This is a genomic window from Pseudomonas sp. 50_B (assembly GCF_017491625.1).
GTDB classification, from domain to species: Bacteria; Pseudomonadota; Gammaproteobacteria; order Pseudomonadales; family Pseudomonadaceae; genus Aquipseudomonas; species Aquipseudomonas danubii.
In genome coordinates, this window is sequence record NZ_JAFGYX010000005.1 from 254,922 (window position 1) to 280,782 (window position 25,861).

General features: G+C 64.0%; 20 protein-coding genes. 6 read left to right on the forward strand and 14 right to left on the reverse strand.

Annotated features, from left to right (window positions below; all coding sequences use genetic code 11):
* Window positions 1–68: 68 nt before the first annotated feature.
* The 10 genes from lysS to J5M73_RS09775 form a co-directional block, all read right to left on the reverse strand.
* Window positions 69–1,571, reverse strand: coding sequence for a lysine--tRNA ligase (lysS, locus tag J5M73_RS09730; RefSeq protein ID WP_102861335.1), 1,503 nt, complete (start codon window positions 1,569–1,571; stop codon window positions 69–71).
* Between the two features lie 92 nt (window positions 1,572–1,663).
* A protein-coding gene (gene prfB, locus J5M73_RS09735) for a peptide chain release factor 2 (protein ID WP_102861334.1) occupies window positions 1,664–2,759 on the reverse strand; the annotation gives its coding sequence in 2 pieces (ribosomal slippage) (window positions 1,664–2,686 and window positions 2,688–2,759; 1,095 coding nt in all).
* A gap of 235 nt (window positions 2,760–2,994) precedes the next feature.
* Window positions 2,995–3,996 (reverse strand): PleD family two-component system response regulator, encoded by a 1,002-nt coding sequence (locus J5M73_RS09740; protein WP_102861333.1) that lies wholly within the window; start codon window positions 3,994–3,996, stop codon window positions 2,995–2,997.
* 48 nt (window positions 3,997–4,044) lie between these two features.
* Window positions 4,045–5,055 carry a chemotaxis response regulator protein-glutamate methylesterase gene (locus J5M73_RS09745; protein ID WP_110652336.1) on the reverse strand — a complete coding sequence of 337 codons (1,011 nt, stop codon included), beginning with the start codon at window positions 5,053–5,055 and terminating at the stop codon, window positions 4,045–4,047.
* Window positions 5,052–7,370: a hybrid sensor histidine kinase/response regulator gene (locus tag J5M73_RS09750; protein WP_102861331.1), complete on the reverse strand. Its 2,319-nt coding sequence runs from the start codon at window positions 7,368–7,370 to the stop codon at window positions 5,052–5,054. The genes J5M73_RS09745 and J5M73_RS09750 overlap by 4 nt, the downstream gene beginning before the upstream one ends.
* Window positions 7,367–8,053, reverse strand: coding sequence for a chemotaxis protein CheW (locus J5M73_RS09755; protein WP_102861330.1), 687 nt, complete (start codon window positions 8,051–8,053; stop codon window positions 7,367–7,369). The genes J5M73_RS09750 and J5M73_RS09755 overlap by 4 nt, the downstream gene beginning before the upstream one ends.
* A complete protein-coding gene (locus J5M73_RS09760; RefSeq protein WP_102861329.1) occupies window positions 8,050–9,327 on the reverse strand; it encodes a protein-glutamate O-methyltransferase CheR in 1,278 nt (425 codons plus the stop codon). The genes J5M73_RS09755 and J5M73_RS09760 overlap by 4 nt, the downstream gene beginning before the upstream one ends.
* A complete protein-coding gene (locus J5M73_RS09765; RefSeq protein ID WP_102861328.1) occupies window positions 9,324–9,860 on the reverse strand; it encodes a chemotaxis protein CheW in 537 nt (178 codons plus the stop codon). Before J5M73_RS09765 ends, J5M73_RS09760 begins: the two co-directional genes overlap by 4 nt.
* On the reverse strand, window positions 9,860–11,482 hold the full coding sequence (locus tag J5M73_RS09770; RefSeq protein WP_102861327.1) for a methyl-accepting chemotaxis protein: 1,623 nt from the start codon (window positions 11,480–11,482) through the stop codon (window positions 9,860–9,862). Before J5M73_RS09770 ends, J5M73_RS09765 begins: the two co-directional genes overlap by 1 nt.
* Window positions 11,483–11,696: 214 nt before the next feature.
* Window positions 11,697–12,422, reverse strand: coding sequence for a tellurite resistance TerB family protein (locus J5M73_RS09775; protein WP_102861326.1), 726 nt, complete (start codon window positions 12,420–12,422; stop codon window positions 11,697–11,699).
* Between the two features lie 402 nt (window positions 12,423–12,824).
* Here J5M73_RS09775 and J5M73_RS09780 point away from each other — a divergent pair, with 402 nt between their 5' ends.
* The 3 genes from J5M73_RS09780 to J5M73_RS09790 all read left to right on the forward strand — a co-directional run bounded on the left by J5M73_RS09780 (window position 12,825) and on the right by J5M73_RS09790 (window position 15,671).
* Window positions 12,825–13,235 (forward strand): hypothetical protein, encoded by a 411-nt coding sequence (locus J5M73_RS09780; protein ID WP_102861325.1) that lies wholly within the window; start codon window positions 12,825–12,827, stop codon window positions 13,233–13,235.
* A gap of 35 nt (window positions 13,236–13,270) precedes the next feature.
* Entirely contained in the window at window positions 13,271–14,293 is a 1,023-nt protein-coding gene (locus J5M73_RS09785) for a hypothetical protein (RefSeq protein ID WP_243433737.1), read from the forward strand.
* A gap of 184 nt (window positions 14,294–14,477) precedes the next feature.
* Window positions 14,478–15,671 (forward strand): DUF418 domain-containing protein, encoded by a 1,194-nt coding sequence (locus J5M73_RS09790; protein ID WP_102861324.1) that lies wholly within the window; start codon window positions 14,478–14,480, stop codon window positions 15,669–15,671.
* Here the strand turns inward: J5M73_RS09790 and J5M73_RS09795 are convergent.
* Entirely contained in the window at window positions 15,668–16,201 is a 534-nt protein-coding gene (locus J5M73_RS09795) for a GNAT family N-acetyltransferase (RefSeq protein ID WP_102861323.1), read from the reverse strand. The two genes, J5M73_RS09790 and J5M73_RS09795, sit on opposite strands and share 4 nt — an antisense overlap.
* 199 nt (window positions 16,202–16,400) lie before the next feature.
* Here J5M73_RS09795 and J5M73_RS09800 point away from each other — a divergent pair, with 199 nt between their 5' ends.
* Window positions 16,401–18,020: a glucan biosynthesis protein D gene (locus J5M73_RS09800; RefSeq protein ID WP_102861322.1), complete on the forward strand. Its 1,620-nt coding sequence runs from the start codon at window positions 16,401–16,403 to the stop codon at window positions 18,018–18,020.
* A 138-nt stretch (window positions 18,021–18,158) separates the two neighbouring features.
* Here the strand turns inward: J5M73_RS09800 and J5M73_RS09805 are convergent, their stop codons facing one another.
* The 3 genes from J5M73_RS09805 to J5M73_RS09815 all read right to left on the reverse strand — a co-directional run bounded on the left by J5M73_RS09805 (window position 18,159) and on the right by J5M73_RS09815 (window position 22,031).
* Window positions 18,159–19,265 (reverse strand): NADH:flavin oxidoreductase/NADH oxidase, encoded by a 1,107-nt coding sequence (locus tag J5M73_RS09805; RefSeq protein ID WP_102861321.1) that lies wholly within the window; start codon window positions 19,263–19,265, stop codon window positions 18,159–18,161.
* 456 nt (window positions 19,266–19,721) lie between these two features.
* Window positions 19,722–21,431, reverse strand: coding sequence for a single-stranded-DNA-specific exonuclease RecJ (recJ, locus tag J5M73_RS09810; protein ID WP_207815509.1), 1,710 nt, complete (start codon window positions 21,429–21,431; stop codon window positions 19,722–19,724).
* A 57-nt stretch (window positions 21,432–21,488) separates the two neighbouring features.
* Window positions 21,489–22,031, reverse strand: coding sequence for a YaeQ family protein (locus J5M73_RS09815; protein WP_041116152.1), 543 nt, complete (start codon window positions 22,029–22,031; stop codon window positions 21,489–21,491).
* 219 nt (window positions 22,032–22,250) lie between these two features.
* Here J5M73_RS09815 and J5M73_RS09820 point away from each other — a divergent pair, with 219 nt between their 5' ends.
* Window positions 22,251–23,987, forward strand: coding sequence for a hypothetical protein (locus J5M73_RS09820; RefSeq protein WP_102861319.1), 1,737 nt, complete (start codon window positions 22,251–22,253; stop codon window positions 23,985–23,987).
* 138 nt (window positions 23,988–24,125) lie between these two features.
* Entirely contained in the window at window positions 24,126–25,856 is a 1,731-nt protein-coding gene (locus J5M73_RS09825) for a hypothetical protein (RefSeq protein ID WP_102861318.1), read from the forward strand.
* Window positions 25,857–25,861: the final 5 nt, after the last annotated feature.

Here is a 25,861-nt window from a genome sequence, read left to right on the forward strand (position 1 = left end):
AGCGGTACGTCAGTTCCAACCAGACAATAAAAAGCCGCCTGTTAAAGGCGGCTTCTTATTCACAACACTTAAGCTTGCGGCCGCATGTGCGGGAACAGGATCACGTCGCGAATCGACGGCGAGTTGGTCAGCAGCATCACCAGACGGTCGATACCGATGCCTTCACCGGCGGTGGGCGGCATGCCGTATTCCAGGGCACGGACGAAGTCGGCGTCGTAGTGCATGGCTTCGTCGTCACCGGCGTCCTTGTCGGCCACCTGGGCCATGAAGCGCTCGGCCTGATCTTCCGCGTCATTGAGCTCGGAGTAGGCATTGGCGATCTCGCGGCCGCCGATGAACAGCTCGAAACGGTCGGTGACGTTGGGGTTCTCGTCGTTGCGACGGGCCAGCGGCGACACCTCGAACGGGTACTGGGTGATGAAGTGCGGCTGTTCCAGCTTGTGCTCCACCAGCTCTTCGAAAATCATCACCTGCAACTTGCCCAGACCTTCGAAGCCCAACACCTTGGCGCCGGCCTTCTTGGCGATGGCGCGAGCCTTGTCGATGTCATTCAGGTCATCGGCCGTCAGCTCAGGGTTGTACTTGAGGATCGAATCGAACACCGAGAGACGGGCGAACGGCTCGCCGAAGTGGAACACCTTGTCGCCGTAAGGCACGTCGGTGCTGCCCAGCACCAGCTGCGCCAGTTCACGGAACAGCTCTTCGGTCAGGTCCATGTTGTCTTCGTAGTCGGCGTAGGCCTGGTAGAACTCCAACATGGTGAATTCAGGGTTGTGACGAGTCGAAACGCCTTCGTTACGGAAGTTGCGGTTGATCTCGAACACTTTTTCAAACCCGCCAACCACCAGCCGCTTCAGGTACAGCTCAGGCGCGATGCGCAGGAACATTTCCATGTCCAGGGCGTTGTGGTGAGTCTCGAACGGCTTGGCCGCGGCGCCGCCAGGAATGGTTTGCAGCATCGGCGTTTCGACTTCGAGGAAGTCGCGCTTCATCAGGAAGCTGCGGATGTGGGCAATGACTTGCGAACGCACGCGGAAAGTCTGGCGCACGTCTTCGTTGACGATCAGGTCAACGTAGCGCTGGCGGTAGCGCTGCTCGGTGTCGGTCAGACCGTGGTGCTTGTCCGGCAGCGGACGCAGCGATTTGGTCAGCAGGCGCACGTGGGTCATTTCAACGTACAGGTCACCCTTGCCGGAACGGGCCAGGGTGCCTTCGGCGGCAATGATGTCGCCCATGTCCCAGGTTTTCACCGCGGCCAGGGTTTCTTCGGACAGGGTCTTGCGGTTGACGTAGACCTGGATGCGACCGGTCATGTCCTGGATCACCATGAACGAGCCACGGTTGAGCATGATGCGACCAGCAACCTTGACCGGGATCGCCGCCTCTGCCAGCTCTTCCTTGGTCTTGTCGGCGTACTTTTTCTGCAGATCTTCGCAGTAGTTTTCGCGGCGGAAGTCGTTCGGGAAGGCATTGCCCTTGGCGCGCTCGGCAGCAAGCTTTTCCTTGCGCAGGGCGATCAGGGAGTTTTCTTCCTGTTGCAGGGCTTGCGGGTCGAGTTGTTGGTCGCTCATGTCTTTAGATTTTCCATCAGGTTCGTTGCCCCCGGCCTGCGGCCGGGGGGCGCCGGGGAAGGACTCTTCGTCCCCCCGGCTCCTACAGGGTTTTACAGGCCGGACTTCAGGCTGGCTTCCAGGTACTCGTCGATGTCGCCGTCGAGCACCTTGTCGCAGTCGCTGCGTTCGATGTTGGTGCGCAGGTCCTTGATCCGCGACGCGTCGAGCACGTACGAGCGAATCTGATGACCCCAGCCGATGTCCGACTTGGTGTCTTCCAGGGCCTGGGAAGCCGCGTTGCGCTTCTGCATTTCCTGCTCGTACAACTTGGCCCGCAGCATTTTCATGGCGGTGTCCTTGTTGGCGTGCTGGGAGCGTTCGTTCTGGCAGCTGACCACGGTGTTGGTCGGTACGTGGGTAATACGCACAGCCGAGTCGGTGGTGTTTACGTGCTGACCACCGGCACCGGAGGAGCGATAGGTATCGATCCGCAGGTCGGCTGGGTTGATCTCGATTTCCACCTTGTCATCGATCTCTGGCGAGACGAACACTGCCGAGAACGAGGTATGGCGACGGTTGCCGGAGTCGAACGGGCTCTTGCGCACCAGGCGGTGCACGCCGATCTCGGTGCGTAGCCAGCCGAAGGCGTATTCGCCCTTGATGTGCACGGTCGCGCCCTTGATCCCGGCGACTTCACCGGCCGACAGCTCCATGATGGTCGCTTCGAAACCGCGCTTGTCGGCCCAGCGCAAGTACATGCGCAGCAGGATGTTGGCCCAGTCCTGGGCCTCGGTACCGCCGGAACCGGCCTGGATGTCCAGGTAGGCGTTGTTCGGGTCCATTTCGTGGCTGAACATGCGGCGGAATTCTAGTTTGGCGAGGTTTTCCTCGAGACGGGCCAGTTCGGCGACCACATCGCCCACCGCACCTTCGTCGTTTTCTTCGACCGCCATATCCAGCAGGTCGCGGCAATCGGCCAGACCGCCGTTCAGCTCGTCCAGGGTCTCGACGATCTGTGCCAGCGCAGCGCGCTCGCGGCCCAGTTCCTGGGCGTATTCGGGTTTGTTCCAGACACTCGGATCTTCAAGCTCGCGATTGACCTCGGTCAGACGCTCATGCTTTTGATCGTAGTCAAAGATACCCCCGAATAGTTTCGGAGCGCTCGGACAGGTCCTTGATGGTGTTCAGGATCGGGTTGATTTCCATGGGGGGCGGCACTCGTTGGCGAACTTTTGAAAGCCGGAGATTATAACGGAATCACCGAATCACGGCAGCCCGCTTAGCGGCTTTAGAGGCCAATCGACCATCTAATTTCAGTGAGCGAACCACTGAGATTCGCGCGCAGGCGCCATTTTACCGCCCTGATCCACCTGCGCCCGGGTCCGAAACGCAGCCGGGGCCAGCCCGCTACCCGCAGGCCATGAGCCGCCCCCCAGAGCCGCTACTCGATCCCTACCTGGTTGCGACCGTTGTTCTTCGCAAGGTACAGCCCCTTGTCCGCCGCCGAAATCAACTGTCGACAATGGCTGTTGGGCTGCGGCGTTACGGTGGAAAGACCGATGCTGATGGTCAGGCTGGCGCCCTCCACCGGCACGATATGAGGGATTTTCAACGCTTCCACGGTCTGGCGCAGCTTCTCCGCCACCAGTCGCGCCCCGCCCGGCGAGGTATTGGGCAGCACCAGCACGAACTCTTCGCCGCCGTAGCGCGCCGGCAGGTCCGAGGGCCGGCTGCTGGCTTCACGAATCGCCGTGGCCACCTTGCGCAGGGCTTCATCCCCCTCCAGGTGGCCGAAGGTATCGTTGTAGGTCTTGAAGTAATCGACGTCGATCATCAACAACGACAGCTGGCTCTGCTCACGCATTGCCCGACGCCATTCCAGTTCCAGGTATTCGTCGAAGTGCCGACGGTTGGACAGCCCGGTCAGGCCGTCGGAGTTCATCAGTCGCTGCAGCACCAGGTTGGTGTCCAGCAATTGCTGCTGGCTGACCCGCAACGCACGGTAGGCCGCATCGCGCTGCAACAGGGTCATGTAGGAGCGCGAGTGATAGCGAATGCGCGCCACCAGCTCGATGTTGTCCGGCAGCTTGACCAGGTAGTCGTTGGCCCCGGCGGCAAAGGCCGCACTCTTGATCAGCGGGTCTTCCTTGGTCGAGAGGACAATGATCGGGATGTTCTGGGTCGCCGGATGATTACGGTACTCGCGCACCAGGGTCAGACCATCCAGCCCTGGCATCACCAGGTCCTGGAGGATCACCGTGGGCTTGATGCGGATGGCCTGGGCGATGGCCTGGTGAGGATCGGCGCAGAAGTGGAAGTCGATGTTTTCCTCATTCGCCAACCCACGCCGAACGGCCTCGCCGATCATGGCCTGGTCATCCACCAGCAACACCATCGCGGCGTTTTCGTCGGTCTTGAATTCGTCGAGCTGTAAATCATTCATGGGTTGTCACCTGAGTTGCTACCTGGCCAGGACAGCTGCGTTTTTCAGTCATTTGGCAAATATCTCCAGCAAACGTGGAGCAATCTTGTCCAGTGGGCGAATCTCTGCGGCGGCACCGATGGCAGCGGCCGCCTTGGGCATGCCATACACCGCGCTACTGTTCTGGTCCTGAGCGATGGTCAAATAACCCTGATCGCGCATCAACTTCAAGCCCTGGGCACCATCGCGACCCATGCCGGTCAGCAGCACCCCCACCGCATCGCCATTCCAATAGCTGGCGACACTCTCGAAAAACACGTCGATGGAGGGCCGGTAGATTTCATTCACCGGTTCGGCGGTGTAGGCCAGGGTGCCGTTCTTCAACAAGCGGATATGGTGGTTGGTGCCTGCCAGCAATACGGTGCCGCTTTGCGGCGGCTCGCCCTCCCGGGCCAGCCGTACCTGCAGGCCGGAGGCGCTGCTGAGCCACTCGGCCATGCCGGCGGCAAACACCTGATCAACGTGCTGGACCAGCACGATGGCGGCGGGAAAGTCCTTTGGCAAGCCCTTGAGCAACACTTCCAGGGCCGCCGGGCCACCAGCGGAGGAGCCAATGGCCACCAGGCTCTGGCGTGGCGCACCACTGCGCAGCGGCACCGGCGCCGAGCGCACCCGACTGCCACGCTGGCCGATCAGCCAGCCGATATTGAGGATCTTGCGCAGCAGCGGCGCCGCCGCCTCCTGGGCATTGCCCGCACCCAGGGCCGGGGTATCCACCACGTCCAGGGCGCCATGGCCCATGGCCTCGAACACTCGGTGCACATTCTGCTGGCGGTCGACCGTGACGATCACGATGGCGCAAGGCGACTCGGCCATAATCCGCCGCGTGGCCTCGACACCATCCATGACCGGCATGATCAGGTCCATGAGAATCAGGTCCGGCGTCAGTTCGGCGCAGTATTTCACCGCCTCGGCGCCATTGGTGGCCACCCACACCACCTCGTGGCTGGGGTCGAAGGCCAGGGCCCGGCGCAACGCCTCCACGGCCATGGGCATGTCGTTGACTATCGCTATCTTCATGCCCGCGCTCCTCCAATCAGCTCAACCACTGCGTCGAGCAGGGCGTCGTCATGGAAACTGGCTTTGGCTAGATAGTAGTCGGCACCGGCATCCAGTCCACGGCGCCGGTCTTCCTCACGATCCTTGTAGGACACCACCATCACCGGCAGGGACTGCAGGCGATTGTCGCGACGCAAGAGTGTGACCAATTCAATTCCATCCATTCGCGGCATATCGATATCGGTGATCAGCAAGTCGAAGCTTTCCGAACGCAAGGCATTCCAGCCATCCATGCCGTCCACTGCAACGGCCACATCGTAGCCGCGATTGATCAATAGCTTGCGCTGCAACTCTCGCACCGTCAGTGAGTCGTCCACCACCAGAATACGCTTGCGCGCAGCCTGTGCATGCTGCTGGTGATGACGTGAGATGCGCTCCAGGCGGCCGGTATTGAGCAGTTTGTCCACCGAACGCAGCATGTCCTCGACATCCACGATCAGCGCCACCCGACCATCATCGAGCAGGGCCCCGGCGGAAATATCCTGGATCTTGCCCAGGCGGTCATCCAGCGGCAGCACCACCAGGGTGCGCTCGCCGATAAAGCGCTCCACGGCGATCCCGTACACCGCATCGCGCTCGCGAATCACCACCACCTTGAGAGTCGGCGCGTTGGTCTCGGTCGCCGGCCGCTGCAACAGTTGACTGGCGGCCACCAGCCCTACATGCCGCCCCTCGTGCCAGAAATGCTGGCGCCCTTCCACCTGGACGATGGACTCGGGCTCCAGGTCGCACATGCGTTCGATATGGGCCAGCGGAAAGGCGTAGGCCTCGTCGCCGACCTCCACCACCAGGCTGCGCACCACCGACAGGGTCAAGGGCACTTCCAGGTGGAAACGGCTGCCCTGGCCGCTGGTCTGCTCCAGCTCCACCGCGCCACGCAGCTGCCGCACCATATGCTGCACCGCATCCAGGCCGACGCCGCGTCCGGAAACCTCGGTGACCTTGTCCCGCAGGCTGAAGCCCGGCAGGAACAGGAACGTCAGCAATTCTTCCTCGCTGAGCTGGGCGGCGGTCGGGGCCGGCGACAGCTGACGCTCGACAATGCTCTGGCGCAAGCGCTCAAGATCCACGCCGTTACCGTCATCACTGAGTTCCAGCACCAGAAGACCGGCCTGGTGCGAGGCCCGCAGACGAATCACCCCTTCGGCCGGCTTGCCCGCCAACAGGCGCTGCTCAGGCAGCTCGATGCCGTGGTCGACGGCATTGCGCAGCAGGTGAGTCAGCGGTGCTTCGAGTTTCTCCAACACATCGCGGTCGACCTGGGTTTTCTCGCCTTCAACTTCCAGGCGTACCTGTTTACCCAGGCTGCGCCCCAGATCGCGGACCATGCGCACCTGACCGGTGAGGACATCGGCAAAGGGCCGCATGCGACAGGCCAAGGCCGTGTCATAAAGCACCTGGGCCCGTTGACTGGCCTGCCAGCCGAACTCATCGAGCTCGGCGGTCTGCAGCGCCAACAGTTGCTGGGACTCGGCCAGCAAGCGCCGCGCGTCGGCCAGTGCCTCCTGGGCCTCCAGGCTCAGCGCATGCTCCTTAAGGTGCAGGTTGAGATTTTCCAGGGCGGTCAGGCTGTTGCTCTGAATCCGTTTGAGGCGCTGCATCGTGACCAGGTAGGGCTTGAGCCGCTGGGTTTCCACCAGGGATTTGCTCGACAGGTCCAGCAAGCTGTTGAGGCGCTCGGCGGTCACCCGCAGCACCCGCTCGCCGCCTTCGGTCATGCGCTTGCCTGGGCGCCCGCTGCTCACTGCCGGCTCCAGGGCCGGATCGCTAGGTGGCGGCAAGGGCTCCAGTTCCCTCGGCAACTGCGCCATGGGCGCCACTGGTGCTTCCAACTGCGGCTCTGGCGCGGCGCTGGCCTGGGCCGGCACGCTTGGCGCCCCCGGTCCATGAGCCAGCAACTGCTCCATCAACGCCACATAGCCCGGAACATCCGGCGCCACGGTCTCGGTGCCCCCGGGACTGGCAATCCGCATCAACAGGTCAGTGCCCTGCAACAGGGCGTCGATATGCTCGGGCTGCAGGTACAGTCGCCCTTCTTGGGCACTGACCAGGCAATCCTCCATCACATGGGCAACGCTGACCCCGGCATCGACCCCAACAATCCGCGCCGCGCCTTTGAGTGAGTGGGCGGCGCGCATGCAGGCCTCCAACTGGTCGGCCTGGGTCGGATTGCGCTCCAGGGCCAGCAGCCCGGTACTGAGTACCTGGGTCTGGGCCTCGGCTTCCAGGCTGAACAGTTCCAGCAACGAGGCATCGCGCATTTGATCGGGGGTCATGTCAGGCTCCGGGTCACGGCCAAGAGCAGTTGCTCTTCATCCAGCAAGCGCAGGCTACGTCCCTGCCATTGCAGCACGCCACGGGTGTACTTGGCATTGGCTTGTTCTCCGGAGAGCGAGGCAGCGTTGAGAAGGCGTTCATCGAGGGCATGGATACCATGCACCTCATCCACCGGCACCACCACCGGGCCGCCCTCGGCCCCAATGATCAGCATCCGCGGCATGACCCGCCCGGCAGCAGCGACCACCGGTGTGCCATCCAGGCCCAGCAGTTCGGTCAATGACAGACAGGCCACCAGGGCCCCGCGCACGTTGGCCACCCCCAACAACGCCCGGGAACGCTGGTGAGGCAAGGAATGGATTTCCTGCAGCGGTGCCACCTCCAGCAGGCACCGGGTCGCCAGTCCCAGCCACTCCTCGCCGAGACGGAACATCAGCAGCGAACGGGTGACCACATCGCTGTCGGCCTCCAGGTTCAGCGCGTGTTCCCGGTCCTCCTGACGCAACGAATAGCGGTCCAGCAGGCGCGTAGCAGCGGCGGAGTAGACCGCGCAGTTACGGCAATGGATATGCTCGGCGAGCAAGGGGCAGGACTTGTCGCCGTGGATGCCGATGCGGTTCCAGCAATCGTCGATGGCCTGCGCATCTTCACGGGTCACGTCCAATGAGTAGGAATGGCTCATCGTTTCAACTCACTGTCGGCAGAGCGAGTGCTGCGGGCAGCGCGCTCCTGCAATCGTTGGGCTCCGGCGACATCGCCCTGGGATGCCAGCAGCGCCGCCAGGTGCGCCAGGGCTTCAGGGTGCTGGGGAGCCAGGTACAGGGCCTTGCGGTAGAAACCCTGGGCTTCCATGGCGTTGCCGGCCACATCGCTGAGCAGCCCCAGCCAATAGAACACCTGGGCCACAGGTTCATGCTGTTGCAGATAGCGCTCGCAGGCGGCACGGGCTTGCGCGCTCTTGCCCTCATTGGCCAAGGCGGCAATGTTGGCCAGCAGGCTCGCGGCATCGCTGTCCGGCGGCGTGCTCTCGGCCACCGGGGCCGGGGCTGCACGGACGGCAAAGGGGCGCTGGCGCGGCGCCGCAGGCACCGAGCTGCGCGGCGGCAGGGGCAAGGACAAGGGCTGAGGCAAGGCCACGGGAGCCGGTGCAGGCTCGGGCTCGCTGTGCCGGCTGAAGGCAAAGGACTGGGGAATGCCAATCGAACGCATGCCCAGCCGCCCCAGCAGGCTGCCCTCGGCAGGCCCGATGAACAGCACCCCCTCTTCATGGGTCAGGCGCTTGAGCACCTCGAACACCTGACGCTGGGTCGGCTGGTCGAAATAAATCAGCAGGTTGCGACAGAAGACAAAGTCGAAAGGCGGCTCGCTGGCCAGCAAGCCCGGGTCCAGGACATTGCCCACCTGCAGCCGTACCTGCTCGCGAACCCGCTCGCTCAAGCGATAACGATCACCCTCGGCGCAAAAGTGCAGCTCGCGAAACTCGGTGTTCTGGCCACGAAAGGAATTCTTGCCATAGACCGCCCCCCGGGCCCGCTCCACTGACAACGGGCTGACGTCCAGGCCGTCGACCTTGAACTGATGGGGAGCCAGGCCGCCATCCAGCAGAGCCATGGCAATCGAGTAAGGCTCCTCACCGGTGGAACAGGGCAGGCTCAACAGGCGCAAGGCGCGCATGCCCTTGATCTGTGACAGACGTTCCTTGGCCAGCTTGACCAGGGTGGCAAAGGATTCCGGATAACGGAAAAACCAGGTTTCCGGAACGATCACCGCCTCGATCAGTGCCTGCTGCTCATCCCGCGAGCCTTGCAGCTTTTGCCAGTACTCATCGCTGCTGCGGGCATACAGGGCATTGCTGCGCTGGCGCACCGCGCGTTCGATGATCGCCGGGCCCACCGAGGCGACGTCCAGGCCGATTCGCTCTTTGAGAAAGTCGAAAAACCGTTGTTCGTCGCTCATCGAAGCTCCTCAAGCGACGCCGGGTCCAGAGGCTCGGCCGGAAACAGCAACTCCCGCACCTGCGCGCTCAGCAAGTCATCGACCCGCACCCATTGCAAAAGCCCCTGGGCGTCTTCACGCACCGGTCCCAGATACGGCGCCTGGCGGTTGTCCAGGCCATAGGGCTGGAATTCCTGGGGGTCGCAGCGCAACGTGTCGTTGGCCTGCTCCAGCAACAAACCCAGCACTCGGGGTGGCTGGAAGCCGTCGCCACGGTAGTGCACCAGCACCAACCGGGTACTGGTACGCAACTGCGCCGCACGCCCGAACGTCAGCTCGCACAGGTCGATGACCGGCACCACCACCCCGCGATAGGCAAAGACCCCGGCGACCCAGGACGGTGCCTGGGCAATGGGCTTGAGCTGCAGGCGCGGCAACACCTCCACCACGTCAACAGCCTGTAGTGCATAGCGCTCCTGACCGATGCGGAACACCAGGAACAGAGCACTGCGCGCCCCGGCTGCGGCGCTGCGCTTGTGCGCGAACTCATCCATCAGACTTTGAAACGCGAGACGCCGCTGCGCAGGCCCACGGCCACCTGGCTCAGCTCATCAATGGCAAAGCTGGCCTGGCGCAGGGACTCGACAGTCTGGCTGCTGGCATCCCCCAGTTGCACCAGGGCATGGTTGATCTGCTCGGCGCCGGTGGCCTGGGCCTGCATCCCTTCATTGACCATCAGCACCCGAGGCGCCAGCGCCTGGACCTGATGGATGATCTGCGACAGTTGCTCACCCACCTGCTGCACCTCGGCCATGCCGCGACGCACCTCTTCGGAAAACTTGTCCATGCCCATGACCCCCGCCGACACCGCCGACTGGATCTCACGGACCATCTGTTCAATGTCGTAGGTGGCGACGGCGGTCTGATCCGCCAGACGTCGCACTTCAGTGGCCACCACGGCAAAGCCGCGACCGTACTCGCCGGCTTTCTCCGCCTCGATGGCGGCGTTCAACGACAGCAGGTTGGTCTGGTCGGCAACCTTGACGATGGTCACCACCACCTGATTGATGTTGCCGGCCTTCTCATTGAGGATCGCCAGCTTGGCGTTCACCAGGTCCGCGGCGCCCATCACCGAATGCATGGTGTCTTCCATGCGCGCCAGGCCTTGCTGGCCGGAACCGGCAAGCACCGAAGCCTGATCGGCGGCGCTGGATACTTCAGTCATGGTGCGCACCAGATCCCGGGATGTTGCGGCGATTTCCCGCGAAGTGGCACCAATTTCCGTGGTGGTGGCGGCGGTCTCGGTGGCGGTGGCCTGTTGCTGCTTGGAGGTGGCGGCAATCTCGGTCACCGACGTGGTGACCTGCACCGACGAACGCTGGGCCTGCGATACCAGGGCGGTGAGCTCGGTCATCATGTCGTTGAAGCCGGTTTCCACCGCGCCGAACTCGTCCTTGCGCTCCAGGTTCAAACGGCCGCTGAGGTCACCGGTGCGCATGATTTCAAGAATGCTCACGATGCGATTCATCGGCGCCATGATCGCCCGCATCAACAGCAGGCCACATAGACCAGCGACGAAAATCGCCACCAGCAACGACACGCCCATCCCAACCTTGGCTGCGGCCACGGCATCGTCGATGGCATGGGTGGCAGAATCGGCTATGCGCTTGTTGAAACTGATGAGCTCGTTGAGCTTGATGCGGCCCTTGATCCAGAGCGGGGTCAGTTGCTCGTTGAACAAGCGGATCGCCTCAGCACTCTGGTTCCGCAGGTGCAGGTCCAGCACCTGGGCCATGACGCGATTGAACTCTTGATGGTCTTTCTCGAAGGCCGCGAACGCAATCCGATCCTCCTCAGCGGTGATGGACTGCTGGTAACCGGCCATCTGAGTCTGCAGGTTTTCTTCATATTTCCTGAAGTTCTCCTGGTCTTGGGCGCTGATGCCCTGGTCCCGCTTGAGTCCGATGATTTCCATCGTCTGTCGGTAGTTGTCGACCCAGGCTCCGCGAATCATCGAACTGAAATAGACCCCGGGCACCGCGTCATTGCGCATGCGCTCTTCACCGGCTTCGATCTTCAACAGGCGCGAGTACGAGACGACGACCATCAACAACATGATGGCAATAATCACCGCAAAGCTCGCCAAAATGCGTTGGCGCAACGTCCAGTTCTTCACAGTCAGTCCTCGAAGCCATTCAAAAATGCGAGGAGTATAGCCGAGGACGATGCAGGTTTTATGGGTGGTTTAAGAACCCGAATGGCACTTTCGGCATCTTTGTGCACCCGCTCTGGATGGTGGCTTAGCGGGCACTTTCAGGCTTGCAGAAGGTATTTCGGCAATACCTTCCGGCAGAACCGCCATCCTTGGCAAACGACAAGTCCCAGGTGCTTCAGAGAACGCTCTGGCGCACCTGGCTTTCCAGTTCGGCCTTGAGCCCCGGCGCCAGTTTCAACTGACGCGCCAGTTCGTCCAGGTAGGCCTTTTCCATGAAGTGTTCTTCATCCACCAGCATCACGCTGGCCAGGTACATCTCGGCCGCCATCTCCGGGGTGCTGGCAGCACGGGCCACGTCCGCCGGGTCCAGGGGTTTGTTCAACTCGCTGTGCAGCCAGTTCTGCAATTGCGGATCGTTGTCCAGCTTGCGGAACTCGCCTTCGATCAGTGCCCGCTCACGTTCGTCCACGTGACCATCGGCCTTGGCTGCCGCCACCAGGGCCTTGAGGATCGCCTGGCTGTGCTGCTCCACCTGCTGCGCCGGCAGCCGGTCAAGGGTCTGCGGCTCGTTGCGAGGAGCAGTGCCCTGTTGCGCTTGCCAGTTGCCGTAGGCTTTGTAGGCCAGCACTCCGAGAGCCGCCAGGCCGCCATAGGTCAGGGCCTTGCCGCCAAACTTGCGGGCCTTCTTGTTGCCCAGCAGCAAGCCCATGGCGCCAGCTGCCAGGGCCCCGCCGCCCGCTCCGGACAGCAGTCCACCCAGGCCGCCGGCCTTGCCGCCGAGCAAGCCGCCAAGGCCACTGGAGTCGGGCCGGGCCTTGTCCGTTGGCGCCGCGCCTGCCTTGTTCTGCAGCAACTCCTGACCGGACCTGAGTAATTGATCGAGCAATCCACGGGTGTTCATCTGCCGCCTCCGGAAAATTGGGTGTCACATCGACACATAAGGCCGTAAGCCTAGAGAGAAGTGCCCAGGTTCAGGGGGACGATAGTGCTTCTGAATGTTGCTTTCCCAGGAACCGGACACAGGACCGGACAACAGGCCAGACACATGACCTGCACCACGACCAAGATCCCCTTGCAGGAGCCGGCTTGCCAACGAAGCCCCCCACGCGCGCGAAATGCCTGCATCAAGGGTCCTCGATCAGTACCCACCCAGGCTGCCAGACTGGATTAGCGCCCCGAGTTACGGCACTATCGCCCGCCTGAAAAAACCCGGCGCCACCGACCGGAATCGCTGAAGACCTTCCGGCAGCAAGGATGCGCCCATGCCCCGACAGAACTGTGCCACCGCCCACGAGTGCCGCCCATGAGCCTGGACGCCGTAGGCCGTTATCACCTGATACGCATCATCACCGGCCTCGTGCCCCTTTCGCTGCCGGCGCCGCTGTTCTATCTGGCACATGTCTGGGGCATATCGGTGTATCGCAGCCACTTCGGTTCCATCGCCAAGGGCTTTGGCCTGGGAGTGATGGTGGAACTCCTGCTCCAATTGCTGATCCTCGTCAGCGTGCTGGTGGCCCTGGTGCCCAACCTGAAGGCCAAGCTGGGCCTCGTCGGCGCCCTGGTGCTGTTCACCGCCTGGGCGATGTTTCCCGACCATCCGATACGTGGCTACGTCTATTGCTTCCTGATGAGCGTGCCGCTGCTGCTGGCAATCTGGCTGGCGCAGTGGCTGTGCCGCTGCTGCGTGCCGACGCCCCCGCCGGACACGCCATGAACCGCGCTCCGCCTCCAACCTCGATGAGTTCGCCGATGCCCGCCCTTCGTCATCTCTTGCGCCCGTTGCTCGCCGCCCTGTTGCTTGGCGCCGCCACCCAGGCGGCACAGGCCGCTGCGCCCGCCTGCCCGTCCAGCGACCTGCCGACCTTCCTCAAGGCCTTTGCCAGCAGCCCGCAGCTGCAGCAAGCGTTCACCGACTCGCCGCTGATTGAACAGCGCCCGAGCCATGACGAGTACGGCCGCGAGATCACCACCCGGCACAAGCTGACGGGCGATACCCGCCACCTGCTGACCCTGCTCGATCCACAGGCCCAGGCTCGGGCCGGACTGCAAGCCTTCTGGGAGAGCCAGACCCTGGTGGTGCATGATCCGCTGGGCGACGTGGTCCAGGCCTTCGTCTTTCAACAGGGCGCCTGCTGGCAACTGGTGCGGGTGGAGCAGTGGTCCATGGACGGCCTGCTCAACCAGGATGCTCCGGCCAATGAAACCGCCCTGCAGCGGCAGATGCGCAAGGCCGATCTGTTCCTGGGCTACGGCGGTCGCGAGCAGTACCTGTTGACCCAGTACTTCTTCGAGCTGGGCCAGCAGCTTCTGCTGGACGCCGCCCGGCATGGCTCGGCCACGGCGGCGGTGCGGGCCGTGAGCCTGGGTTACTCGGGCATGGCACCGGAGCTCAAGCCCGGGGAGCCGGAAGAACTGCTGCTGCCTTACGCCCAGACCGATGCCGAGGCGGCGTTGATGCTGTCGATGTACTACTGCGACCCCCGCGGCGATGGCTCCGTCAATGAATGCCAGCAACCGCGCAAGTCCGAAGAGCTGGTGCAGCGCACCGCCCGGGAACTGGAATCGGCCGACGCCTACTACTACCTGGGCAGCGGCTACGCCGAGGGCAAGTGGGGCACCACCGATGGCCCCCGGGCCCTGGCCTGCTACCAAGAAGCGATCAAGCGCGGCGACCTGAACAGCATCCGGCCCCTGACTTGGTGGACGAAAAAAGGCCAAACACCCGCCGGTGGAGCCCAGTGCCTGCCAGCCACGGCGCCGGCGGGGAGCTGACCCCGGAGCGGCGTGCGGGCCCCGGGGCGGACACGGCGCCGCAGGTTTGTTGACTTTTTTTCACAAGAGTTTGATTGCCCGCACACCGCCTGATCGCGTTAATTGAGCCTTCACTCCGTTCACCGACAGGCCCGCCCATGCACCTCGCCGCTCTGGAACACGCCCCGCAGCCCAGGTCCCGGAAATGAACGCGCCATTACCGCGCCAGGCCGCGCGCCTGCAGCAGGTCGATGCCCTGCGCGGCTTCGCGCTGCTGGGCATCCTGGCGGTGAACATCTGGTCTTTCGCCGACCCCTACTACGCCTCGCCGGTCAGCAACCCGGCCTACGCCAGCGACCTCGACCACCTGATCCGCTGGCTGGTGTCGGTGCTGTTCGAGGCCAAGTTCTACCTGCTGTTCTCCTTCCTGTTCGGCTACAGCTTCACCCTGCAGATGGCCTCCGCCGAGCGAGCGGGCGAACGCTTCGTGCCGCGCATGCTGCGGCGGCAACTGGCCTTGCTGGCCATCGGCCTGGTGCATGGCGCGCTGCTGTTCTACGGCGAGATCCTCACCCTGTACGCGCTGCTGGGCCTGGTGCTGCTGGCGTTGCGCGGGTTGTCGGCAAGGTGGGCCGCGACCCTGGCGCTGGTGCTGATCACGGGAACCGCCGTGCTGATCCTGCTGTTGGGTGTCCAACTGCTGAGCGCCGGTCTCTACACCGGCGCCACCGACGGCGCAGCGGTGCTCAAGGACATGGCCCTGGGGGGCGATGCCCTGGATACCCTGGCCTACAACGCCTCTCACCTGCTGGAGACCGCTTCTGCCCTGTGGCTACTGCAGGGCCCCAGCACCCTGGCGATGTTCCTGCTGGGCTATGTCGCCGGGCGCAAAGGCCTGCTGGCGGCGCCTTACCGCTTTGAACGCAGGCTGCCAGGGCTGCTGGCCCTGACCCTGCCCCTGGGTCTGGGCGGCGCCCTGCTTTACGGATACTGGGCAGCCTACGCCCCCGGTGGTGGTCTGGAAGTCATCGGCTACAGCATCAGCCAACTGACCGCGCCGCTGCTCTCGGCCAGTTACGCCATGCTGCTGCTCAGGGCCTTTCATTCCCCTCTGGGCCAGCGTCTGTGCCAACGCCTGGCCCCTCTGGGCCGGATGTCCCTGAGCAACTACCTGCTGCAATCACTGATCCTCTGCCTGCTGTTCACCGGCTACGGACTGGGGCTGATCAACCATCTGTCGCCGCTGTGGATGCCCGTCCTGGTCATCGCCATCTACTGGCTGCAGATGCAACTCAGCGCCCTGTGGCTGCGTACTCATCAGTACGGCCCTTGCGAGTGGCTGCTGCGGGCGCTGACCATCGGTGCCTGGCCGAACTGGCGCAAGCCCCTCCAGGCTTAAACCAGACGCAGATAGAGGTGGATATCCTCGGGCTCCAGGCGCAGCAGCTCCGGGTCCGGGATGGCCAGCAGCTCACAGCCCAGGCCGGTGTAAAAATCCACGGTGTGCCGCGACGGCGTGGCCGACACGTACAAGCCCTGGGCGCCCATGAACAGGGCCTGCTCCCGAGCCAGGGCGAAGAGTTGCCGGCCCAGGCCAAGGCCGCGATAAGCCCGGCTCACATGCAGGAACTTCAACTGCCGCAAGTCCAGCCCGGCAGCCTCGATGGGCAGGCAATCCACCACCGCCGCGGCCACCAGAGCCGGGCCATCGAACACCCCGTACAACCAGCCGCCGCGCTGGTAACACTGCTGCAAGATCAGCGCGTCATGCTCGGCCTCGCCCTCCGGCCAGCCCTCCACCACTTCATGCTGGGCATAACGCAGCAGAACCCCCTCCTGCAGGCGGTAGAACTCATCGATGACCTCGGCACGGTCGATCAATTTGAGCCGTTGGATATCGTCTTCGCTGAGCAAGCGCGGGTGCAGCATGGGACAGGCTCCTGGAGCTGATCAGTGGTTACCAATGGACACAAGCTAATCATTTTTCTGCCCCTGGCGAACCGTTTATTCTATCCGCCGTCTGTTTACATTCAGTTGCGTTTGGCCGATGGCTTGACCGAACCTCACCTCGCGATCCCCTCATACAGCCAGGAACGGCTGGGGATCTTTCCCCGTATAAGGTTCACCTATGCACCGCAGGAATCTCCTCAAAGCCTCCATGGCCCTGGCGGCCTACACCGGCCTCTCGGCCAGCGGTCTGCTGGCAGCCAGGGCCTGGGCCGGCGCCGCTGATGGCCAAGCCCAGGCATTCGACTTCGAGCGTCTCAAGGCCCAGGCCAAGCAACTGGCCGGCCAGCGATACGTGGACACCAAGCAGGTGCTGCCACCGACCCTGGCGCAGATGACGCCGCAGAACTTCAACGCCATCCAGTACGACAGCCAGCACTCGCTGTGGAATGACCTGAACGGCCAGCTGGATGTGCAGTTCTTCCATGTGGGCATGGGCTTCAAGCAACCGGTGCGCATGCACAGCGTCGACCCCAAGACCCGTCAGGCGCGGGAAGTGCACTTCCGTCCCGCGCTGTTCAACTACCAGAACACCAGCGTCGACACCGCCCAGCTCAAGGGCGACCTGGGCTTTGCCGGCTTCAAGCTGTTCAAGGCTCCGGAGCTGGACAGGCATGACGTGGTGTCCTTCCTCGGCGCCAGCTATTTCCGTGCGGTGGACGCCACCGGCCAGTACGGCCTGTCGGCCCGGGGCCTGGCCATCGACACCTACGCCAAGCGCCGTGAGGAATTCCCCGACTTCACCCAGTTCTGGTTCGAGACCCCGGACAAGGACAGCACCCGCTTCGTGGTCTACGCCCTGCTGGATTCGCCAAGCGCCACCGGTGCCTACCGCTTCGACATCGACTGCCAGGCCGAGCGCGTGGTGATGGAGATCGACGCCCACATCAATGCCCGTACCGCCATCGAACAACTGGGCATCGCACCGATGACCAGCATGTTCAGCTGCGGCACCCATGAACGGCGCATGTGCGACACCATCCACCCGCAGATCCACGACTCCGACCGCCTGGCCATGTGGCGCGGCAATGGCGAATGGATCTGCCGCCCGTTGAACAACCCGGCGACCCTGCAATTCAACGCTTTCGCCGACAAGGACCCGAAGGGCTTCGGCCTGGTGCAGACCGACCACGAGTTCGCCAGCTACCAGGACACCGTGGACTGGTACAGCCGTCGTCCGAGCCTGTGGGTCGAGCCCACCACCGCCTGGGGCGAAGGCAGCATCGACCTGCTGGAAATCCCCACCACCGGCGAAACCATGGACAACATCGTGGCCTTCTGGACCCCGAAAAAACCCGTGGCCGCCGGCGACTCCCTGAACTACGGCTACAAGCTCTACTGGAGCGCCCTGCCGCCGGTAGGCACGCCAATGGCACGGGTCCACGCCACCCGTTCCGGCATGGGCGGCTTCGTCGAAGGCTGGGCCCCGGGCGAGCACTACCCGCCAGTCTGGGCCCGACGCTTTGCCGTGGACTTCACCGGCGGCGGCCTCGATCGTCTGCCCGCCGGCACTGGCATCGAACCGGTGGTCACCGCCTCCAACGGCGAGGTCAAGGATTTCAGCATCCTGGTGCTGGACGAGATCAAGGGCTACCGCATCCTCTTCGACTGGTACCCGACCAACGACAGCGTCGACCCGGTGGAACTGCGGCTGTTCATCCGCACCCAGGACCGCACCCTGAGCGAAACCTGGCTGTACCAGTACTTCCCCCCGGCGCCGGACAAGCGCAAATACCCCTGATCGGCTGACAGCCCCCGGCAAGCCGGCTCCTACAGATCGCACCGCCTCCGCAGGAGCGGGCTTGCCCGCGAAGGCGGCCAGCAGTCAGACACAAAAAAACCGGCCCACACGGGCCGGTTTTTTTACATCGGCACAACCTTAATCGCGCAAGTCCGACTCGTGAATCGGCTGGTCCCTGTGGGTGGCCCGCTGGTACTGCGCCGGCCAGATCGCCTTGCGCCCGCCCAGGTCATCATCGGCATGCAGTGGCCAGTAAGGATCGCGCAGCAGCTCCCGGGCCAGGAAGATGATGTCCGCCTGACAGGTGCGCAGAATGTGCTCGGCCTGGGCCGGTTCCGTGATCAGTCCCACGGTGCCGGTGGCCATGCCCGACTCCTTGCGCACTCGCTCGGCAAAGCGCGTCTGATAACCCGGCCCGGTGGGAATCTCGGCATTGGCCGCGGTGCCGCCGGACGACACATCGATCAAATCCACCCCCAGATCCTTGAGGCGCCGCGCCAGCTCCACGGTCTCGTCCGGGTTCCAGCCGTCCTCCACCCAATCGGTAGCCGACACCCGCACAAACAGCGGTAGCTCTTCGGGCCAGACTTTTCGTACCGCCTCGGTCACTTGCAACACCAGGCGAATGCGATTTTCGAACGAACCGCCGTACAGGTCCTGACGCTGATTGCTCAAGGGCGAGAGGAACTGGTGCAGCAGGTAGCCGTGGGCGGCATGCACCTCCACCACCTTGAAGCCGGCCACCAGGGCCCGCTTGGCGGCCGCGACGAAGGCCTGGATAATCTCGTCGATCTGCCCTTGGTCCAGTTGTGTGGGCGGCGTGTGCTGCGGATCGAAGGCAATCCGCGATGGCCCCACCGGCACCCAGCCGCCGTCCTCGGGCTTGACGCTGCCGGACTTGCCCAGCCAGGGCCGATGGGTACTGGCCTTGCGCCCGGCATGGGCCAACTGGATACCCGCCACCGCGCCCTGGGCGGTGATGAAACGGGTGATGCGCTGTAAGGGTTCGATCTGGGCGTCGTTCCACAGGCCCAGGTCCTGGGCGGTGATCCGGCCCTCGGCGGTGACCGCCGTGGCTTCGGTGAAGATCAAACCGGCGCCGCCGACGGCACGGCTGCCCAGGTGCACCAGATGCCAGTCATTGGCCAGCCCGTCCACCGACGAGTACTGGCACATGGGCGACACGGCGATGCGGTTGAGCAGGGTCAGTTGACGCACGGTATAGGGTTCAAGCAGCAGACTCATGGGGCACCTCTCGATCAATGGTCAGGCTCCAGGGTTCTGTTTGAACGGTCGACGAGTGACTGCGAAGTGAAGCGCCCGCCCCCGCGGGTAGAAGAATGACAAAAGGTCACAAGGCCAATCAGACAGTGCTTAGAGACTAGTCGACAACACTGTCGCCGACAGAGTGCCCGAGCAAAAAACTGCACCACCGGCCCCTGTAGCCGCTGCCGCAGGCTGCGACCGGCTTGGGCGGCATTCCGACGCAGCAGACGCGGGATTTGAAGGCTGCCAGAGGTTCGGCGGGAGATCGCCAGGCAAGGCCCTGCGGGCCTTTTCGCAGCCTCGCCATAAGCTCGACAGCGGCTACAGGGGGCGGCGAGAGAGCGCCGGGCCTTTTCGCAGCCTCGCCATAGGCTCGACAGCGGCTACAGGGGCGGCGGGAGGGCGCCGGGCACGGCTCGGCGGCCCTTTTGCAGGTTAGCGCGGTTCGATATGGGCAATCATCAACTGTACGGTTTCCTGGCCACGGAACTCGTTGAGGTCAAGCTTGTAGGCCAGCTCCACCCAGCGGATGGTCGGGTTGGGCCAGACTTCGCGGTCGATGCCAAAGGCGATGCCGTCCAGCTTCAGCGAGCCGCATTCGCTGCGCAGCACCACTTTCAGGTGGCGTTCGCCGACGATGCGCTGCTCCACCAGTTCGAACACGCCATGGAACATCGGCTCGGGGAAGTGCTGGCCCCAGGGACCGGCGTGGCGCAAGGCGCGGGCCAGTTCCAGGTGGAACTCTTCCACCGCCAGGGTGCCGTCCGACAGCAGGCGCCCGGTGAGGTCTTCTTCGCGCAGCTGGCGCCGCACTTCTGCGTCGAAGGCCTCGGCAAAGGCCGGGAAGTTCTGCTCCGGCAGGGACAGGCCGGCGGCCATGGCGTGGCCGCCGAACTTGCTGATCAGTTGCGGATGGCGCGCGGCCACGGCGTCCAGGGCGTCGCGGATATGAAAGCCCGGCACCGAACGCGCCGAGCCCTTGAGCATGCCCTCGCCGGCATCGGCAAAGGCGATGGTCGGCCGGTGATAACGCTCTTTCAGGCGCGAAGCGAGAATCCCGATCACCCCCTGGTGCCAGTCGGCATCGAACAGGCACAGGCCGAACGGCATGGACTCCACCGGCAGTTCCTTGAGCTGGGCCAGGGCCTCGCGCTGCATGCCCTGCTCGATGGATTTGCGGTCCTGGTTCAGCTCGTCGAGCTGGGCGGCCATGGCCCGGGCCGCCGAGACGTCGTCGCTGAGCAGGCACTCGATGCCCAGGCTCATGTCGTCCAAGCGCCCGGCGGCGTTGAGCCGCGGGCCGAGAATAAAGCCCAGGTCGGTGGAGGTGATGCGCGAGTGATCGCGCTTGGCCACTTCGAGAATCGCCTTGAGCCCCGGCCGCGCGCGACCGGCGCGAATCCGCTCCAGGCCCTGATGCACCAGGATGCGGTTGTTGGCGTCCAAGGGCACCACGTCCGCCACGCTGCCCAGGGCCACCAGGTCCAGCAGCTCGCCAATGTTCGGCTGCGGCCGGGTTTCATAGCGACCCAGGCTGCGCAGGCGCGCACGCAGGGCCATCAGCACATAGAAGATCACCCCGACCCCGGCCAGGGCCTTGCTCGGAAACTCGCAGCCCGGCTGGTTGGGGTTGACGATGGCGTCCGCCGCCGGCAGTTCATGGCCGGGCAAGTGGTGGTCGGTGACCAGCACCTGCAAGCCTGCGGCCTTGGCTGCGGCCACGCCTTCGACGCTGGAGATGCCGTTGTCCACGGTGATCAGCAGCTGCGGCTCACGCTGCAGGGCCACGGCGACGATTTCCGGGGTCAGGCCGTAGCCGTATTCGAAGCGGTTGGGCACCAGGTAATCGACATGGGCCGCGCCCAGCAGGCGCAGGCCCAGCAGGCCCACGGTGCTGGCGGTGGCGCCGTCGGCGTCGAAGTCGCCGACGATGAGGATGCGCTGGCGCTGGTCCAGAGCGGTCACCAGCAGGTCCACCGCGGCGTCGATGCCCTTGAGTTGCTGATACGGGATCAGCCGCGCCAGGCTCTTGTCCAGCTCCTCCACCGATTGCACGCCACGGGCAGCATAAAGGCGGGTCAGCAGTGGCGGCAGATCGCCAAGAAAGGGCAGGACGGCGGGCAACTCACGGGGTTCGATACGCATGGGCTAACAGCAACTTCTCTGGGGGGACGGTGGATCGTTCAGGGGCAGAGCGGGCGATCAGCCGCGCTCGCCCAGCAGCCATTCCAGCTGCACTTCGTGCTGGCCGCGATCGTCGGTGACGAAGATCGTGCCTTCGCTGATCATCACGTCCCACTTGATGACGCGCGGCATGTCCTTGGCCAGGGTCTCAAGGACGTCCTGGGGCACGCCGGCGATATTGAGGTTCTTCAGGTTCTTCACCGCGTCCAGCACCCGGGTCTGCCAGACCCGCAGGCTGCCGTAGGCCAGCAGGCTGGTGCGCTCGGTGCGACGCGAGCACCAGGTCAGGCGATCGGCGTCCGGCTGGCCGACTTCGATCCAGTGCAGGACGCGGTCATCCAGGCTCTTTTCCCACAGGGCGGGTTCATCCACATCCGACAGACCCCGACCGAACGACAGGTGCTCGTTGTACCAGAAGGCGTAGGCCAGCAGCCGCACTGTCATGCGCTCTTCGGTTTCCGAAGGGTGACGGGCGATGGTCTGCTTGACGCTTTCATAGACCCCGCGGTCGAGGTCGGTCAGGTTCAGTTCGAATTTGTAGGTGGTGGACGGCTGGGCCATGTGCGGGCTTCTTGAGTGTGCGAAAAGGCGGCAAGTCTAACCCGAAACCTGCCGCCCTGCCCGACCACTGACCGGGCCAACCCTGCTCTGGGTGACATCCGCTGAAACGCATTGGCTGGGTAAAGTCGGTTGCCAGCCTGTAGCCATGGCTTTATAACCCCGCGCAAACCGGCTGGCGCGTAACGCGCCAACGCCGCAGTTCAATAGAAAAGGACGTCCATGACCCTCTTTGTCATCCTGCTTGTCATCGTGCTGGTGTTCATCGCACTGATTCTGTACTCCCGCCGAAAAATCGCCGAACAGAGCGAGGGTCTGGTAATGACCAGCAACCTCACCGCCCAGATCAATCAGACCCTGCTGTTGAGCAAGGCCGAGCCGCTGCTGGCGCTGAAACTGGCAGAGACGCTACCCGGCGAGGCCCGGGAACTGGCCTTGCAGTTGGTGGCCAGCGAGCTCTACCTGGCAGGACACAAGGCCCAGGCTCTGGCGATCTACCAGCAACTGCCGCCCCACGCCCGGGACTACGTGCTCAATACCCTGATCGAAACCCTGCTCGATTCCGACGATACCCAAGCCTGCCTGGAACTCCTGGATAACTGGGGTGAAGCCCTGCCCAGCTGGCCGCTGCTGCAAGTGCGTATCCTTCAGGCCCGCGGCGAACAGGACCAGGCCCTGGCCGTGCTGGGCGAACTGAGCGACCCGCGCCAAGCGGCCGCCCAGGAACGCCAGAGCATCGGCAACCTGCTGATCCTGGCGCGCCTGCAGCATCAGGCCGGGATGCAGGACGCGGCGCTGGCCAGCGTCGAACAGGCATGGTCGGCGTTTGAAGAAACCGAAGAGGGCCATCGCCAGTCGACGTTGCGCAGCCTGTTCGAAGCCTGCGCAACCCTGGGTCAGTTCGACACGATCCTGACCCGGGCCGCGCCATTGCCGGCAGAAGAACAGGCCCAGGCAGTCGCCGCCCTGATCAAGGCCGCTCAGCTGGACTCAGCCCTCAACCTGCTGGCCCCCATCAGCGACGCGCTCTACTCCACCACGCACAGCGAACTGATGGACCTGACCCTGGCCCTGCCGCCGATCGATAACGCCCTGCGTCTGCTGGACAAAGCCCCCGACCAGCATCGCTACAGCCTGCTGCTGAGCCTGCTGAACCATCTGGCAGCACAAGGCCAGACCGCTGAAGCCGAAGCTCTGTTACTGACCCTGGAACCTGAACCGAGCCAGCATCCCGGCCTGATGCTCAGCCTCTGTGAACAGCACCACGCCACGCAGCCGCAATGGGCCGAGGCACTGCTGGCCAAGGCGCTGCAACAGATCGACGGTTACAAGCATGACCATGAGTTCTGGAGCGGCATGCGCATGCAGGCCCTGCGCACCCAGCTCCAGCTGCAAAGCCATCTGCCGGCCCATCGCCGGGACAGCTGGCTGGTACGCAGCGGCCTTGAGGAGTTGCACCGCCTGCACCAGCAACAAGACGGCGAACAGCAATTGCTGTGCACTCGCGAGCAGACCCAGCTGCTGCACGACCTGGGTCAGACCGCCCAGGCCAGGACCCTGCTGGAGCAAGCCTTGGCATTGCTGGACAGCGACAGCCTGCCGGAGGTCGATGAGATGGACAAAACCTTCTATCTGGAGGACATCGCCAGCGCCTACCTGAGCATCGACGAAGCAGAGCAGGCCCAGGCCCTGCAGGATCGATTGCACAGCCTGGAGGCCGGTAGTCGCGACCTGGAAGAGGACCTGCTGCTCAATCACATCGAGCACCAGCGTTACGCCCAGGCCATCGAGGCCCTGACCCTGAGCGTCTTGCTCAGCGACAAGAAGCCTCTGTCACGCCTGTATCAGGCCCTTGAGGAGCTGCAGCAACGGGCCCCCGAGCGGGCCAGCGAACTCCAGCAACAGCTGCTGGAGCGGTTCAGCAGCGGGATGGCCTGGCGCGCCTTCCAGGCGAACTGACCCAGCAGCCTTTTGCGCGCCCCCAACGGGGCGCCATTGGCGTCCAAGGGCTTGACCATCGGCTCCAGCCGTTTCAATGCCGGCAGCACATTGCCGCGGTCCGCCAGGCTCAGTTCTCGCCCCAAGGAAAACCGAATCATGGAAGTGTTTATCATCCTGCTGCTCATCACCGGCGTGATCTCGCTGCTGGTGGTCTATGCCCACAAGGGCAGCAGCAATGACCAGGGCAGCAGCCTGGGCATCAACCTGGACGAGGAGGCGCAGATCTATCGCGCGGCGTACCTGAGCGCCGTCGAACCGCAGGTGGCCCTGCAACTGGCCCAGCGCCTGACGGGCAAAGCCCGGCAACAGGGGCTGCTGCAGATACCCGCCACACTGTACCGGCAAGGCAACCAGGCCCAGGCCCTGGAAGTCCTGGCCGAGCTCGATGAAACCTACCAGCCCATGGCGCTGTACCGACTGCTCGAAACCCTGCTCGACAAGGACGGCCCACAGGCGGTGCTGAGCCTGTTGGAGCGCCTGCATCAGCCCCTGCCGTCAGCGCCCCTGCTGCGCATCCCGCTGTTGCTGGCCAGCGGTGAACTTGAGCAGGCCCGCGCCTTGCTGGTGACCTTCGGTGTCGAGCAGCTGAACCAGGGCTCTGCCAGTGAGCACCGAAAGTTGGCGACCCTGCAACGCAGTGTGGGCCTGCCCGAGCAAGCCGCCATCAGCCTCGGCCTGGCCTGGCAACTGCTGCTCAAACAGCCGGCCGACGAACTGGACCCGTATGAAGTGGAACAGACCCTGCGCGAGTACCGTGCCCAGGGGCAGGACGCGCAGTTCCCGGCCATGGCCGCGCAATTGCCCGCGTCGGCCCAGATCATCGTCGTGGTCTTGCTGATACAAGCCGGGGAATTCGACGCCGGATTCGAACTGCTGGCGCAGAACCCCGAACCCGAGGACTACTGCGGCTACCCACCGCTGCTCAAGCTGATCCTGGACGCCAGCCGCCCGGATCTGGCGGCACAGCTGATCGCCCAGGTGCCGGTGAGACACGCCAGCGAGATGCTGCTGAGCCTGTTGCACTGGCATGTCGCGCGCCATGAGCTGGCCGAGGCCGAGGCGGCCTTGCAGGCCTGCGCGGTCGCGCCCTCGCAGCGTCTCTGGTGCCTGCTCTCTGTGTGGCGCACCTACTTCGAGGAGCACCCGCATTGGTGCGCCCACCTGCTGGAGCAGGCCCTGCTGACACTGGAGACCTGGCGTGGCGCTGAGCAATGGCCGTGGTATCGCCTGCTGATCGTGGAAACCCAGTTGTGGGTGCAGGCTGCCCTGGCGCCCGAGCGCCGCGACAGCGAGCTGATCCGCAACGGCCTTGAGGAAGTGGCGCACCTCAACACCCAGCTCGAATACGCCGATCGCCCGGTGAAACAGGCAGCACAGGCCAAATTGCTGCACGACCTGGAACAGACCCGGCCAGCCATCGAACTGCTGGACCAGACCGTGCAAGCGCTCGACGACGAAGCTCAGAATGCGGCCCTGGACCCAGCGGAAAAAAACTACCACCTGGCACAGCTGGCACTGGTCTACCTCTACATCGACGAGCAGGCAAAGGCCGCCGAGCTCAAGAGCCGCCTGGAACAGAACCTGTCCTATGCCAACCAGTTGAGCCACGCCACGCTGCTGAACCATATCCGCCAGCAACGTTTCGAAGAAGCAATTGCCGGCCTGGAACTGGGCAGCCTGTTTAACAGCGAAAACCCGCTGCAGCAGTTGCACCTGGCCCTGGAAACCCTGAGTCAGAGCGCCCCCGAACAGGCCCATAGGTTGCGCCAGAAACTCCTCGACAGGCTGGCCGAGAACAGCCTCTGGAGTCAGCCGAACGCCGCCTGAGGCCG

What these genes read in the sequence shown, in the direction of transcription:
- J5M73_RS09785 (WP_243433737.1), top strand. Translation starts at nt 13,271, where the DNA reads ATGCCCGCCCTTCGTCATCTCTTGCGCCCGTTGCTCGCCGCCCTGTTG.
- J5M73_RS09825 (WP_102861318.1), top strand. Translation starts at nt 24,126, where the DNA reads ATGGAAGTGTTTATCATCCTGCTGCTCATCACCGGCGTGATCTCGCTG.
- J5M73_RS09755 (WP_102861330.1), bottom strand. Translation starts at nt 8,053, where the DNA reads ATGAGCCATTCCTACTCATTGGACGTGACCCGTGAAGATGCGCAGGCC.
- J5M73_RS09775 (WP_102861326.1), bottom strand. Translation starts at nt 12,422, where the DNA reads ATGAACACCCGTGGATTGCTCGATCAATTACTCAGGTCCGGTCAGGAG.
- J5M73_RS09750 (WP_102861331.1), bottom strand. Translation starts at nt 7,370, where the DNA reads ATGACCCCCGATCAAATGCGCGATGCCTCGTTGCTGGAACTGTTCAGC.
- J5M73_RS09740 (WP_102861333.1), bottom strand. Translation starts at nt 3,996, where the DNA reads ATGAATGATTTACAGCTCGACGAATTCAAGACCGACGAAAACGCCGCG.
- J5M73_RS09780 (WP_102861325.1), top strand. Translation starts at nt 12,825, where the DNA reads ATGAGCCTGGACGCCGTAGGCCGTTATCACCTGATACGCATCATCACC.
- J5M73_RS09790 (WP_102861324.1), top strand. Translation starts at nt 14,478, where the DNA reads ATGAACGCGCCATTACCGCGCCAGGCCGCGCGCCTGCAGCAGGTCGAT.
- J5M73_RS09820 (WP_102861319.1), top strand. Translation starts at nt 22,251, where the DNA reads ATGACCCTCTTTGTCATCCTGCTTGTCATCGTGCTGGTGTTCATCGCA.
- J5M73_RS09795 (WP_102861323.1), bottom strand. Translation starts at nt 16,201, where the DNA reads ATGCTGCACCCGCGCTTGCTCAGCGAAGACGATATCCAACGGCTCAAA.
- J5M73_RS09745 (WP_110652336.1), bottom strand. Translation starts at nt 5,055, where the DNA reads ATGAAGATAGCGATAGTCAACGACATGCCCATGGCCGTGGAGGCGTTG.
- J5M73_RS09760 (WP_102861329.1), bottom strand. Translation starts at nt 9,327, where the DNA reads ATGAGCGACGAACAACGGTTTTTCGACTTTCTCAAAGAGCGAATCGGC.
- recJ (WP_207815509.1), bottom strand. Translation starts at nt 21,431, where the DNA reads ATGCGTATCGAACCCCGTGAGTTGCCCGCCGTCCTGCCCTTTCTTGGC.
- J5M73_RS09765 (WP_102861328.1), bottom strand. Translation starts at nt 9,860, where the DNA reads ATGGATGAGTTCGCGCACAAGCGCAGCGCCGCAGCCGGGGCGCGCAGT.
- J5M73_RS09805 (WP_102861321.1), bottom strand. Translation starts at nt 19,265, where the DNA reads ATGAGTCTGCTGCTTGAACCCTATACCGTGCGTCAACTGACCCTGCTC.
- lysS (WP_102861335.1), bottom strand. Translation starts at nt 1,571, where the DNA reads ATGAGCGACCAACAACTCGACCCGCAAGCCCTGCAACAGGAAGAAAAC.
- J5M73_RS09815 (WP_041116152.1), bottom strand. Translation starts at nt 22,031, where the DNA reads ATGGCCCAGCCGTCCACCACCTACAAATTCGAACTGAACCTGACCGAC.
- J5M73_RS09800 (WP_102861322.1), top strand. Translation starts at nt 16,401, where the DNA reads ATGCACCGCAGGAATCTCCTCAAAGCCTCCATGGCCCTGGCGGCCTAC.